This is a genomic window from Microbacterium sp. SL62, from assembly GCF_026672635.1.
GTDB classification, from domain to species: Bacteria; Actinomycetota; Actinomycetes; order Actinomycetales; family Microbacteriaceae; genus Microbacterium; species Microbacterium testaceum_A.
Window position 1 is genome coordinate 721,324 of sequence record NZ_JAPPRM010000001.1, and the last position, 12,789, is coordinate 734,112.

Here is a 12,789-nt window from a genome sequence, read left to right on the forward strand (position 1 = left end):
ACCGAAACCCACCGCCGCGCGGGGTAACACGTCGGCGGTCGACGCCCTCGGGGCGGTACGGTCGCCGGTTGCGGACGCCGGCCCTAGGCGTCGCGCAGGATCCGCGCCGTCACGCGCGTCCCGAAGAACAGGGCCTCCACCGGCACGCATTCGTCGGCCGTGTGGAACTGCCCGAACACGTCGAAGTCGGCCGGCACGCGCAGCGGCACGAAACCGTAGCCCCGGATGCCGAGACGACTGAGGTGCTTGTTGTCGGTGCTGGCGGGCAGCAGGTACGGCACGACGGTGCCGTCGGGGTCTTCGGCGGTCACGGCATCCTGCAGCACGTCCACCAGCCGCCCCTCAGCCGGAGCCTCGATCGCCGGGATGTACCGCGACCACGCGATCTCGATGTCGTCGCCGACGACGTCCGCGAGCTCTTCGCGCAGCGCGTCCGCCTGCCCGGGCACGACCCGCACGTCGAGCGTCGCGCTCGCCGAGGCGGGGATGACGTTGATCTTGCCCCCGGCCGTGAGCACGGTCGGCGAGACCGTGTTGCGTGCTCCCGCATCGATGACGGATGCCGAGAACCCCAGGCGAGACAGATCGTCGCCGTCGAGGGGGTCACCGCTGGCGCGTCCGTAGACCTCGAGGAAGCGCTCGAGCGTCGCGGTCCGCACGACGGGGAAGCGATGCTCGCCGACCGCGGCCACGGCCCGCGCGAGGCGCACGACTGCGTTGTCGGCGGTGGGGCGGGAGCCGTGCGACGCGGCTCCGCGGGCGGTCAGCGTGGCGACCGTCACGCCCTTCTCCGCGGTGGCGACGAGGTACGCGCGGCGGTCGTCGGGCAGGGGGATCGAGAAGCCGCCGACCTCGCTGAGCGCCTCGGTGGCCCCGGCGAAGAGCTCGGGGCGGTTCTCGACGAGCCATCGCGCGCCCCAGACGCCCCCGGCTTCTTCGTCGGCGAAGAACGCGAAGATCAGGTCGCGCCGCGGCACGACCCCGTCGCGGCGGAACACCCTGGCGATGGCTAGCAGCATGCCGGCGAAGTCCTTCATGTCGACGGCCCCGCGACCGTATAGCAGGCCATCGTGGATCTCGGCGCCGAAGGGCGGGTGCGTCCAGTCCTCGGCGTCGACCGGCACGACGTCGAGGTGCGCGTGGGCGACGAGGGCTCCGGCATCCGGATCCGAACCGGCCAACCGGGCGACCACGCTCGCGCGCCCCGGGCGGGGCTCGACCAGAACCGTCTCGTAGCCGACCTCGTCGAGGTGCTCCTTGACGTAGAGCGCGGCGCGCGTCTCGCCGTCGCCGATGGTCGCCGCCTCACCCGTGTTGACGCTGTCGATGCGGATCAGGGCGCGGATGTGCTCGAGCGCCTCGATCTCGAGGGGACCGGGCTGCGATGCTCCGGTCGCGGCGGCCCGGGGCGACGGCGTTTCCGTCACGGGGTCAGTGCTCGTGGGGGCGGGCGTCGTCGGCGAGCTTGAACGCCAGGCGTCCGTGCGCGTAGCCGCCGCCCGCGCGGATGGCGGTCGCGACCCAGGCGGCCTCGGCGAGCTCGGCTTCGGTGGCTCCCGCCTTCACGGCGTTCTGCGAGTGCCCGTCGATGCAGTACACGCACTGGGTCGTGATGCCGACGGCCAGGGCGATGAGCTCGCGGTACTTCAGCGGGATCGCGCGCCCCTCGGGGGCGAACACGGCCTGGTCGAACGCGGCGAACGCGGCGAGGATGTCGGGCGTCTCCGCCTTATAGACCTTGGTGAAGGTCTTGTCGGCGGTGCGGTCGAAATACTCGGACATGGGGCCTCCCGGCGGCGTGAGCGGTACGGATGCGTCGCCTCCACGGTGCCACGCGGGGTCGCCGGGGAAGGCGGGGGCGCGTCACACGGTGACATACCGTCGCGCTCAGGGTGGCGGTTTCGCCGAGGTGACGGACGGGGAGGGCAGCCCGCACGGTCGTCATGCTCATCCCCAGAGGCGAGTAACCAAGGCTTCCGCGGTCTCAAACGCCGAGCGCGCCGCGTCCATACCCGACGCGGCATCGTCTAGGTTCGCATTCATGCGCTCGAGCGCTTGCGACCATTGTCGATGGGCGGTGTCGTACGCCGTCCTCGCGTCCCCGGTCCACTCGTCTCTTCCCGCCGCGACAATTGCGTCGAGACTCTCGAGGTGACGTCCGATGGACTCGGTCGCGTCGCGAAGCACCTCGACGAGTTGGGCATGGCGGTCGCCATCGAATCGGATGGTCATGGCTGTGGTTTCGGCCAGGTGAGGTCGTACCAGCGCAGCTCGTAGCCGGACGGGATCTCACCGGTCTCGTAGTAGTGGAAGAAGATGTCGGTCGCTTCGTCGAGTGCGAAGACCTCGTCGGGGTACACGGTGGCCTTGCGTGTGCCGTCGAAGAAGGGGATGTCGACGGAGGGCTCTCTGGAGTGGTCGCCGCCGTGGCCAACGATGTAGTGCCTGTCCTGGCCGTCTTCGTCGATTTTGTGCCATTCGATCGTCATAGCGTCGGAGGTTCCCGCGCACTGCAGGTAGACGGGACTGCCGCCCTGCTTATGCAAATACGTGAGGAAGTCATTCCCGTCAGGGATTGGGGCTAAGAGGAGTGTCGATCGCCCCCCGGGTTTCATCAAGCTCAGCAACCGCTCGAGCATCGCTCTCGGAGGCCTGACGTCCGCTACGAATTCGCCCGAGCGTTGACCATCCACTGTGTAGTAAAAGCCCATCGTATTCACTCCACTCTCTGCACGCGCACGTTTGTGATTGAGACTCGTTCGCCATTCAACGTCACGCTCGCCGGGTTCTCCGGGGAGATTGCCTCGTCAAATGCTTTCTGATTCCCCTCGTTTCGCAGATATTTATCCAACGCGCTGCCGCTCTTGACTTCGACGGCCGTATAGCTGCCGTCAGCGTTCTTGTAGTAGCCGTCAAAGTATCGCTGCTGGGGAGACCCCTCGAGAGAACTGCGAGCCTTCAACCTGACAATTTTCTCGCCAAGCTCGTTCTCGATCTCGTCCAGCCCCTGCTTCTCCTTATCCACCCACGGCTTATTGCCTTGCCCGGGCGCGAAGTGTCCGTAATCGTCGCGCCCATCGCCACGGTCGACCCCACGCTGCTTCTCCATCAGCATGACACCGGCGCTGCCGGTTGCCTCACCGGCCAGCTTCGAGGCGCCCGCGGCCGCCAACGCGCCGCCGGTCCCCGCGACGGCGACGCCACCGACGACCGCAGCCCCGCCCGGAACGCTTCCCACCCCGGTCGCGGCCAGCCCTCCACCACCGAGAGCTGTCGCACCGCCGCCGACTATCATCGCCCCGCCACCCAGGAGAGCGAGGAGTGCGTCTGGATTGCGCAAGATGGCATTGCCGACCGAGGCGGTACCGTTCACCAGATTCGCCAGGAGGTCCCAGTGAATCTGGCCTTGAACGACGAGCGCTCCTAAGAAGAGCGCGCCGGCCCCTTCCCACGTGAGAGCTTCCGGCGGCGTGATGGCGGTCACCGCATGCGCGGCGGTGTCGCCCGCGTCTCGTACCTCAGACCGGGCGTAGGCGAGCAGGCTTTGCGCGTCACTTCGGGTTGCTGCGCCGGCGTCTGTATAAAAGGAACGATGCCTGTCGCGCCCGCCTGGCGTTCTGCCTGCCGGTAGCTCTCGATTCCCTCGGCCGTTTGCGCTTGCGCGGCCTGCCACATGGCGATGGCATCGCCCGCCTTCTGCTGTGCCCACCCGAGTACGGTTGCGTATTCATCGAGCGCGTCGGCTGCCGTGTTCAATGACTTCCCGAGTTGTTGCCATTGACTGCTGACATCGGGGAGGCGGGCTGCAAAGCCCTCCGCGGCAGTCCCTTCCCAGCCTTCCGGCGCGGGGAGTCTCGTAAGCTGGGCGGCTATCTCGCCAGCAGTACGAGCGCGCTCACGCCACTGCCACACGAACTCATCGAGACCGCTCACCGATCCGGGGATGAGGTCGACGGGGTCGGACGTCTGCCCGAGTTCACTCACTTCGGGACCGCCCCGCCGGGCACGACGACATCTCGATCCGTCCTCTCGTAGAGATCGGCGCTCTGTCGGAGCCGCTCGACGAGATGGGCGAGATCTTCGACCGCGCTTTTCCACGAATCCGCCGTGTCCACCGCAAGACGCGAGACCGACCGTGCCACGTCGGCGTGGCCCACGTCTGCCGGACACGTCTCCATGAACGCGCCAGCGGAGTCGCGCACGCCCTCGAGGTGTGCGGCGGTCGTCCGCAGCGCCTCGGGATCGACGGAGAATTTCGACACGAGAGCCCCCTCTCGCCGATGAGGGTAGCGCCGTCAGCGGGAGTGCTTGGACTCTTCGTTCCGAAATTCACCCGGGTGAAACGCGCCCCTCCCCTCCCGCCCGGGGCAGCCTCATCCCAGGCCCGCCATCGGAACGGCATCGCGGCCCCGGAGGCCGTCAGCGCAGCACGCTCGCACCCAGCTCGACCGGACTGCCCTCGATGTTGCCGACGATGCCGCGGATCACGCCCGTCCCGTCCTCGCGGCGCAGGCCGTCGTACCAGGCCTGGGTCGCGGCGACGTCGAAGGCGTGCGTCTCGTGCGCGCGCTTGCGGGCGCGCAGCACCAGGTCGCCCGCCCGCTCGGTGCGGATGCGCTCGTAGCGCTTCAGCGAGTCCTCGACGCCGAGGGTCGAGGTCGCGAACACGATGCCGAGCGCGAAGCTGTCCTCGAGCGCGGAGCACGCGCCCTGCCCGATGTCGGGGGCGGTGTTGTGCGCCGCATCTCCCAGGATCGCCACGCGCCCCCGCACCCAGGTGTCGAAGGGGTCGATGTCCCAGATCTCGACGCGGTTGAGCGACTCGTCGGGGTCGATGCCGTCGAGCAGCGCACGCACCCCGGGAGCGCCCCACGACCCGAACGCGTGCTCGAGAGCCGCCATGCGGTCCTCGACCACCCCCGATGGTCCGGGCACGTCGACGAAGAAGTAGAAACGCTTGCCCGCAACGGGCATGACGGCGCAGCGCTTGCCGTCGCCGACGTAGGTGGTCCACTGATCGAGCGGTCCGATCCGCTCGTCGGCAGCCACCAGGCCGTTGTAGTTGACGTATCCCGAGTAGGCACGTTCGGGGCGGATGCCGGTGGGCTCGGTGACGTAATCCCGCACGAGCGACCGGGCGCCGTCGGCTCCGATCAGCAGGTCGGCGGTGTCGACGGACCCGTCGGCGAAGGTGGCGGTGACCACCCCGTCGGTCTCGGACACCGAGGTCAGCGGCATCCCGAGCCTGAGGTTCTCGGTGCCCACGGCATCCATCATGAGCTGCTGCAGGTCGGCTCGCGCCACGGGGTAGGGACGCTGGCCGGTCTGCGCGGTCACAGGGGCGAGGCTGAAGCGGCAGAGCTCCTCGCCGGTGTGTCCGTCGTAGTAGGCCATGTCGTCCATGCGACCGCCGAGGGCGGCGACCTGCGGGCCGAGGCCCAGCCAGTTGAGCACCTTCACGCCGTTCGACCACAGCGACAGCGCCGCGCCGACCGGGCGGTTCTCGCGCATGCGGTCGTACACGACGACCTCGTGGCCGAGCTTCTGCAGGGCCAGGGCGGCGGAGGTGCCGCCGACTCCCGCGCCGATGACGATGACCTTCATGTCGCTCCTCAGCTGCCGCGGTAGGTCGAATAGGCGAAGGGGCTCAGCAGCAGCGGCACGTGCAGGTGCGCCTCGCCCGAGACGGAGAAAGCGACCGTTGCCACCGGGTGGAACGAGGCGATCCCGCGAGACCGGAAGTACGCGCCCGTCGCGAACGTCAGGGCGTAGTCCCCGTCGGCGAGCAGATCGGGTCCGAGGGCGAGACGCCCGTCGGCATCGGTGACCGCCGAGTCGATGGTCGCGCCGTCGAGATGGGCCAGTGTCACGGTGACCCCGGCCGCGGGCGCGCCGGCCGTGGCATCCAGGACGTGGGTGGTGAGGTGCGTCATTCCGCGGCCTCCGGTTCGGCGGGAGCGTCGTCGGCGAAGGTCGTACGCAGGCGCAGCAGCGCGATCTCGGCGAGCTGGCGGGTGGCCTCGATGGTCTCGCTGTCGGGGTCGTTCGACAGGCGCCGTTCGAGCTCGGCGCGCATCTCGCCGGGTGTGCGGCCCGCCGCGCGGATGAGGAAGACGCGGCCGAACCGCTCCTCGTAGGCGGCGTTGCCGGCCGCGATGGCCGCCACGTCGTCGTCCGCGGCGGAGGCCATCGATCCCTGCTCACGACGGGATGCCGCAGCCTCGGCGCCGTCGCCCGCGACCTTCGCCCCGATGCGCGGGTGCGCGTGCAGGGCGGCCTCGAGGTCGTCCGGCGACCAGGCCGAGGCGAGGTCTCCCGCGTACGCGGCGAGGGCGTCGACGTCGGCGTAGGGCCGGCCGGCGACGACCGCGTCGACCCAGCCGGGGACGTCGGCCCACACGCGGGCGACCGCCCCAGAATCCGCCGTCGAGGCCGCGTTGAAGTCGTACAGGTGCATGCCGGTCAGGCTAAGCGCACCGCGTTACGGGGCTGTGGCGGGATGTGTCGGCGGTGTTGCTGTGGGGAACATTCGGCGGCGCCGGTTTCGGCGCCGGGCTCGACTGCCGACGGGATCTGCGACACAACGCAGGAGAACCCCGCGCCTGTGGGGCGGCGCGGACGGGGTGACGGGGGCGACGCCGAGCGGAGCCGCTTTTGTCCTGCGCGGTGTCCGGGCCGCTTCGGCCACGCGCGGGAGGGCCGAGCTGGGCCGGGCGCGCAGCGGGGTGTCCCGCCACCACTTCCGCCACCGGCGGAGGACACAACGCAGGAGACATCCCGGCGCTGGCGCCGGAAGAGGCGCGAGCAAGCCGATTGCGCACAGAGCTCCTGCGTCGTGTCCGCCGATCGCGCGGAACCGCTGCGCGTCAGGCGTGCACGATCAGCCAGTGCGCGACGGCATCCGCCTCGCCCGTGTTGTGCAGGCGGTGGGGCACCGAGCAGGGGTAGCTGATCGCGTCGCCCGCCCGCAGGATCACCCGCTCGGCCTCGAAGTCGATCGTGAGCTCGCCCGCGACGACCGTGCCGACCTCGTAGCCCTCGTGGTGGAACAGCCCGTCGGCGCCGTGGGCCGAGGCCCCGGGCGGGTAGATCGACTCGAAGTAGTCGACGCCGGGAGAGGTACCGGGGGTGAGCCGGCGGAACGACACCCCGCTGTCGAGCACGATGTCGGGCGATTGCCCGGCGCGCTGCAGCGTGAAGCCCGAGGGCCCGACGGGTTCGATCGGACGGTCGGATGCCGGGTCGAAGGCCGCCACGAGCGGGACGCCCAGGGCGTCGGTGATGGCGATCAGGCGCGAGACGCTCGGTTGCATCACTCCGCGCTCGATCTGCGACACGGCGCTGGGGGAGATGCCGAGCGATTTCGCGAGCGCCCGGGCGGAGATGCCGCGCGCCTGGCGCAGGTCGCGGATGCGAGCTCCGACCCCGACCGACCCCGGCTCGACGGCGGTGGCTTCGGTGACGGGCGGCTGCGACATGTCCCGAGTCTAGGGAGGCGGAAAGCGTGAAGGAGCGACTTCACACGCTCGTTACACGAGCGAAACCAGCGACGTTGCGTGAACCCATAACTTCACATCAGAGCTCCACTCCGGCCGCGGACTCCACGTCGTGGCATCCATCGTCCTGAGAGGAATGACATGACTTCCACCCCGCTCACCGGTCCCCACGATCTCGTGGAGGCCGCCGGCCACCCGCACGGGGGCGGCAACATGAAGCCGCACTACGACGACCGTCTCGCCAACGAAGACCTGGCTCCCCTGCGGAAGCAGAAGTGGTCGAGCTACAACATCTTCGCGTTCTGGATGAGCGACGTGCACTCCGTCGGCGGCTACGTCACGGCCGGATCGCTCTTCGCTCTGGGCCTGCAGTCGTGGCAGGTGCTCGTGGCGCTGATCGCCGGCATCGTCATCGTGCAGGTCTTCGCCAACATGGTCGCCAAGCCGAGCCAGAAGACGGGCGTGCCCTTCCCTGTCATCAACCGCGTGGTCTTCGGCATCCGAGGCGCGAACATCCCCGCGATCATCCGCGGGCTCATCGCGATCGCCTGGTACGGGGTGCAGACCTTCCTCGCGGCCGAGTCGCTGAACATCGTGTTCCTCAAGTTCATCCCGGGTTCCGCAGCTCTCCTCGACGTGTCGTTCGCCGGGCTATCGGCGCTGGGCTGGATCTCGTACGCCATCCTGTGGACCGCGCAGTTCCTGCTCTTCTGGAACGGCATGGAGGTCATCCGCCGCTTCATCGACTGGGCCGGCCCCGCCGTCTACCTCGTCATGATCGTGCTCGCCGTGTACCTCGTGTCTCAGGCCGGTATCCAGAACATCTCGTTCACCCTGTCGACGGTGCAGCTCGACTTCTGGGCCTCGATCCCGGTGATGTTCGCCGCGATCGCCCTGGTCGTGTCGTACTTCTCGGGACCGATGCTGAACTTCGGCGACTTCGCCCGCTACGGCAAGAGCTTCGCCGCGGTCAAGAAGGGCAACCTCTGGGGCCTGCCGATCAACTTCGTCTTCTTCTCGCTGCTCACCGTCATCACCGCCTCGGCCACGGTCCCCGTGTTCGGATCCCTCATCACCGACCCGATCAAGACGGTCGAGCAGATCGACACGCCCTTCGCCATCCTGTTGGGCGGGCTCACCTTCGTCACGGCCACCGTCGGCATCAACATCGTCGCCAACTTCATCTCGCCGGCGTTCGACTTCTCCAATGTCGCCCCGAAGAAGATCTCGTGGCGCGCGGGCGGAATGATCGCCGCCGTCGGCTCCACCTTCCTCATGCCCTGGAACTGGTACTCCAACAGCGACGCCATCCACTACTCGCTCGGCGTGCTGGGCGCGCTGATCGGCCCGCTTTTCGGCATCCTGATCGCCGGCTACTACATCGCGGCCCGTCAACGCGTGAAGGTCGATGCGATGTTCACGATGGATGCCGCCGGGCCTTACTGGTACCGCAACGGCTTCAACCCGAACGCGGTCAAGGCCGTCATCGCCGCGGGGGTTCCGACCGTGCTGATCGCCGTGTTCCCGAAGCTCTTCGCCGACCTGGGGCTGTTCAACGTCTCGTGGGTCAGCGACTACAGCTGGTTCATCGGATGCGGTCTGGGCTACGTGCTCTTCCTGCTCTTCGAGCGTCTCGATCCCCGCGTCCCGACCTTCGATGGTGAGACCGAGGGCATCTCCGACGGCACGGTCGACGCGGTCGCCGAGGCCCCGGTCGTCGAGCAGGTTCCCGTGCTCGCTCAGAAGGCTCGGGATGCCGAGACCCCGGCCGCACCCCCGCGCGAGGCGCTCGCGTGAGGATCCTGCTCATCAACCCCAACACCTCCCGGGCGATGACCGCGAAGATCGCGGACGCCGCCCGGGGGGTGGCGGGGCCCGACGTCGTCATCGACGCCGTATGCCCTTCTGCCGGTGCTGCCGCGATCGAGAGCCACGTCGACGAGATCGCGGCCGCCGCGGCCGTGGTCGAGCTGATCGCCGCCGACCGTGACGGCTCCGACCCGGCGGATGCCTACGTGATCGCGTGCTTCGGCGACCCGGGGCTCGATGCGGCCCGTGAGCTGGTCGAGGTGCCCGTGGTCGGGATCGCGGAGGCGGCGATGCACCTGGCGGCGGTGTCGGGGCGGCACTTCGGGGTCGTCACGACGCTCAGCCGCACGCTCGGGCGGGCGCACGATCTCGTCGCGCGGTACGGCATGGAGCGGGCGTGCGTCTCGCTCGCGGCGACGGGCATTCCGGTGCTCGACCTCGAGGACACGGCATCCGCCGCCGTCACCACCATCGCCGAACTCAGTGCGGATGCCGCAGCGTCCGGCGCCGACGTCATCGTGCTCGGCTGCGCGGGCATGGCCGACCTGTGCGCCGAGCTCACGGCACGCGTCGGGGTGCCGGTCGTCGACGGGGTCGCGGCCGCGGTGGGCATGGCATCCGGGATGGTGAGAATGGGCCTGGGCACGAGCAAACGCGACGAGTACGCGCGGCCGCCGCGGGACTTCGCGGCCGCGGCCGCCGGTCACGCCCTCCACCGCGACGACGTAGCTCGCGGCGCCGAGGTGTTCGCATGAATGTTGATGACGGTTACATTCGCGAAACGCGAGCGTCCTACCGTGACGCCATGACCACCCGGATCGCCGCCCGCCGCGTCTACATCGACGGGGCCTTCGCTCCCGCCACGGTCGTCATCGAGGAGGGGGTGATCGCCGCGCTCGAGCCCTTCGACGCCTCGGCCGACACGGTGCTCCCCGCCGACGCGGTGCTGCTTCCGGGCCTCGTGGACTCGCACGTGCACCTCGACGAGCCCGGCCGCACCGAGTGGGAGGGCTTCGCCACGGGCACGGCCGCGGCGGCCGCGGGGGGCGTGACGACCGTCGTCGACATGCCCCTGAACAGCCTCCCGGTCACGACGAGCGTCGAGGCTCTGGATGCCAAGCGCCGGGCCGCCGTGGGAAAGCTCGCCGTCGACGTCGCCTACTGGGGCGGCGCGGTGCCCGAGAACCTCGGATCGCTGCGAGAGCTCGCTGACGCCGGGGTCGTGGGGTTCAAGTGCTTCCTGTCGCCGAGCGGGATCGACGAGTTCGGCCACCTCGACGCCGAGCATCTGAAGCGATGCCTCGCCGAGCTCGCGGCGTTCGACGGACTGCTCATCGTCCATGCCGAAGACCCGGCCCATCTGCACGCCGACGGCGCGCTCGGCCCGCGCTACCGCGACTTCGAGGCCAGTCGTCCGCCGCTGAGCGAGCGTGCCGCGATCGAACGGGTCATCGATACGGCTCGCCGCACGGGCGCTCGGGCGCACATCGTCCACGTGTCCGACGGGGGAGCGCTCGACGCGGTGCGCGCCGCCAAGGCCGAGGGCGTGCGCCTCACGGTCGAGACGTGCCCCCACTACCTCACGCTCGACGCCTCGGCGGTGCCCGATGGCGCGGGGGCGTTCAAGTGCTGCCCGCCGATCCGCGGGGGAGACAATCGCGACCTGCTGTGGGCCGGGGTCGTCGACGGCACGATCGATGCGATCGTCAGCGACCACTCGCCCGCGACCGTCGAGTTGAAGGGCGACCCCGACTTCGGTCTCGCGTGGGGCGGAATCGCGGGGCTGCAGACCGGTCTCTCGGCGATCCACTCCACGGCCCGCGAGCGGGGCCTCGCGTTCGAGTCGCTGCTGCCCCTGATGACGACCGGCCCCGCTCGCGTCGCGGGTCTCGAGGGGCTGGGTGTGATCGAGGTGGGGGCCCCCGCGCACCTGGTGGCCTTTGCCCCCGACGAGCAGTTCACGGTGGATGCTGCGGCCCTGGAGTATCGCAACCCCGTGTCGCCGTGGCACGGGCAGACCCTCACCGGCGTCGTCCGCGAGACGTGGCTCCGCGGAGAATCCGTCTACCGACGCGGAGCCCCGGTCACCGAGCGCGAGGGTCGAGAGCTGCTGCGCGCGACAGCGGTGGTGGAGGCGTGAGCGTGGTCGAGCCCGTCGAGGTTCCTGAGCCCATCGAAGGGGCCGACACCCGCCCGTTCCCGATCCTGCAGCCCCACGCCGGGCCGATCCCCGGGGATCGCTACGTCGCCGCGACCCTCGACACCGTCCTGTGGGGGCGCCTCCCGTGCGCGGCCGACACCCCCGCGATCGAGATCTCCTCGGGCGAGAGCGTCACCTTCGACACCGTGAGTCACGAGGGCATCCTCGACGACCAGGGCAAGGATCCGCGCGCGTTCTTCGCGGACCACGGCGTGCCCGCCGAGCAGGTGCTCGAGGATGCGGTCGAAATCGCGGCATCCGCCCCCCGAGACCCCTTCGCCGACGGCCCCCACGTGGTTGTCGGACCCGTGCACGTGCGCGGAGCGCACCCCGGCGACCTGCTCAAGATCACGGTCGAGACCCTCGTGCCGCGTGTGCCGTACGGCGTGATCTCGAACCGCCACGGCAAGGGCGCCCTGGTCGGCGAGCTGCCCCGAGGCGAGCACAACGTCAGCGTGTTCGCCGCGGTCGCCGAGCGCGACGGCATCCTGCACGGCACGCTTCCCCTCGTCGAGGGAGGGGATGCCGTGGTGTCGTTCCCGCTCGCGCCGTTCCTCGGCACGATGGGGGTGGCCGTCGCCGGCGACGAGCGTCCGCACTCCGTCCCGCCGGGCCCCCACGGCGGCAACATCGACATCAACCTTCTCATCGAGGGCGCGACCCTCTTCCTCCCCGTGCAGGTCGAGGGGGCGCTCGCCTACATCGGCGACCCGCACTTCGCCCAGGGCGACGGCGAGGTCGCGCTCACCGCGCTCGAGGCATCGCTGCGAGCGACCCTGCGGTTCGAGGTCATCCCCGCCGACGCCGCTCGCGCCGCATTCGGTGAGGTCACCGGCCCGTTGGTGCGGACCCCCGACTACCTCGTGCCGACCGGGATGGACCCCGACCTCGACGCCGCGATGCGCGCGTGCGTGCGCTCGTCGCTGGCGCTGCTGAATGGGCGCTGGGGCATGGACGAGCACCTCGCTTACGCCTATCTATCCGCCGCGACGGACTTCGACATCTCGCAGGTCGTCGACATCGTCTCGGGGGTGCACGCGCGCATCCGCGAGGCCGACTTCGCGGGGATCGCAGCCATGGAGCCCGTGCCGCTGGCATCCGCCCCCGACGCTGCCGCGGAACCCGAGCTCGTCGACGGTTCGGCGACGCACGAAGAAGGAGACGCCGCATGAGCCCCGTCCTCGCCGCCGCACTGGCCCGTGCCGAGGCCGCCGACGCCGGACTGGCCTTCGATTTCGGTCTGGCCGTCGATGCCGACGCCTCGAGTGCGCCGCTCGCTCCCGA

At 69.9% G+C, this 12,789-nt stretch carries 15 protein-coding genes; 4 read left to right on the forward strand and 11 right to left on the reverse strand.

Features of this window, described 5'->3' with window-relative positions:
* Positions 1 to 83: 83 nt before the first annotated feature.
* From OVA26_RS03380 to OVA26_RS03430, 11 genes are all read right to left on the reverse strand, one after another.
* The gene (locus OVA26_RS03380; protein ID WP_268102985.1) at positions 84 to 1,427 is read right to left on the reverse strand and encodes a M20/M25/M40 family metallo-hydrolase; all 1,344 of its coding nucleotides are present in this window, start codon (positions 1,425 to 1,427) and stop codon (positions 84 to 86) included.
* 4 nt (positions 1,428 to 1,431) lie between these two features.
* Positions 1,432 to 1,782, reverse strand: a complete 351-nt coding sequence (locus OVA26_RS03385; protein ID WP_056225526.1) for a carboxymuconolactone decarboxylase family protein — start codon at positions 1,780 to 1,782, stop codon at positions 1,432 to 1,434.
* Between the two features lie 165 nt (positions 1,783 to 1,947).
* Positions 1,948 to 2,232 carry a WXG100 family type VII secretion target gene (locus tag OVA26_RS03390; protein WP_268102986.1) on the reverse strand — a complete coding sequence of 95 codons (285 nt, stop codon included), beginning with the start codon at positions 2,230 to 2,232 and terminating at the stop codon, positions 1,948 to 1,950.
* Positions 2,229 to 2,489: a hypothetical protein gene (locus tag OVA26_RS03395; protein WP_268102987.1), complete on the reverse strand. Its 261-nt coding sequence runs from the start codon at positions 2,487 to 2,489 to the stop codon at positions 2,229 to 2,231. Before OVA26_RS03395 ends, OVA26_RS03390 begins: the two co-directional genes overlap by 4 nt.
* Before the next feature lie 227 nt (positions 2,490 to 2,716).
* Positions 2,717 to 3,484 (reverse strand): hypothetical protein, encoded by a 768-nt coding sequence (locus OVA26_RS03400; RefSeq protein WP_268102988.1) that lies wholly within the window; start codon positions 3,482 to 3,484, stop codon positions 2,717 to 2,719.
* Entirely contained in the window at positions 3,481 to 3,984 is a 504-nt protein-coding gene (locus OVA26_RS03405; protein WP_268102989.1) for a putative T7SS-secreted protein, read from the reverse strand. Before OVA26_RS03405 ends, OVA26_RS03400 begins: the two co-directional genes overlap by 4 nt.
* A complete protein-coding gene (locus OVA26_RS03410; RefSeq protein ID WP_268102990.1) occupies positions 3,981 to 4,262 on the reverse strand; it encodes a hypothetical protein in 282 nt (93 codons plus the stop codon). Before OVA26_RS03410 ends, OVA26_RS03405 begins: the two co-directional genes overlap by 4 nt.
* Positions 4,263 to 4,419: 157 nt before the next feature.
* On the reverse strand, positions 4,420 to 5,604 hold the full coding sequence (gene hpxO, locus OVA26_RS03415; protein ID WP_268102991.1) for an FAD-dependent urate hydroxylase HpxO: 1,185 nt from the start codon (positions 5,602 to 5,604) through the stop codon (positions 4,420 to 4,422).
* An 8-nt stretch (positions 5,605 to 5,612) separates the two neighbouring features.
* Positions 5,613 to 5,933, reverse strand: a complete 321-nt coding sequence (uraH, locus tag OVA26_RS03420; protein WP_268102992.1) for a hydroxyisourate hydrolase — start codon at positions 5,931 to 5,933, stop codon at positions 5,613 to 5,615.
* Positions 5,930 to 6,457: a 2-oxo-4-hydroxy-4-carboxy-5-ureidoimidazoline decarboxylase gene (gene uraD / locus OVA26_RS03425; protein ID WP_268102993.1), complete on the reverse strand. Its 528-nt coding sequence runs from the start codon at positions 6,455 to 6,457 to the stop codon at positions 5,930 to 5,932. Before uraD ends, uraH begins: the two co-directional genes overlap by 4 nt.
* 409 nt (positions 6,458 to 6,866) lie before the next feature.
* Positions 6,867 to 7,478, reverse strand: a complete 612-nt coding sequence (locus tag OVA26_RS03430) for a helix-turn-helix domain-containing protein (RefSeq protein WP_268102994.1) — start codon at positions 7,476 to 7,478, stop codon at positions 6,867 to 6,869.
* Between the two features lie 159 nt (positions 7,479 to 7,637).
* Between OVA26_RS03430 and OVA26_RS03435 the strand changes: the two genes are divergently transcribed.
* The 4 genes from OVA26_RS03435 to OVA26_RS03450 are packed head-to-tail and all read left to right on the forward strand — an operon-like array spanning position 7,638 to position 12,677.
* On the forward strand, positions 7,638 to 9,293 hold the full coding sequence (locus OVA26_RS03435; RefSeq protein WP_268102995.1) for an NCS1 family nucleobase:cation symporter-1: 1,656 nt from the start codon (positions 7,638 to 7,640) through the stop codon (positions 9,291 to 9,293).
* Positions 9,290 to 10,060: an aspartate/glutamate racemase family protein gene (locus OVA26_RS03440; protein ID WP_268102996.1), complete on the forward strand. Its 771-nt coding sequence runs from the start codon at positions 9,290 to 9,292 to the stop codon at positions 10,058 to 10,060. The genes OVA26_RS03435 and OVA26_RS03440 overlap by 4 nt, the downstream gene beginning before the upstream one ends.
* Positions 10,061 to 10,110: 50 nt before the next feature.
* Positions 10,111 to 11,445 carry an allantoinase AllB gene (gene allB / locus OVA26_RS03445; protein WP_268102997.1) on the forward strand — a complete coding sequence of 445 codons (1,335 nt, stop codon included), beginning with the start codon at positions 10,111 to 10,113 and terminating at the stop codon, positions 11,443 to 11,445.
* Between the two features lie 2 nt (positions 11,446 to 11,447).
* Positions 11,448 to 12,677 (forward strand): acetamidase/formamidase family protein, encoded by a 1,230-nt coding sequence (locus OVA26_RS03450; RefSeq protein WP_268102998.1) that lies wholly within the window; start codon positions 11,448 to 11,450, stop codon positions 12,675 to 12,677.
* The last annotated feature ends 112 nt before the right edge of the window (positions 12,678 to 12,789 follow it).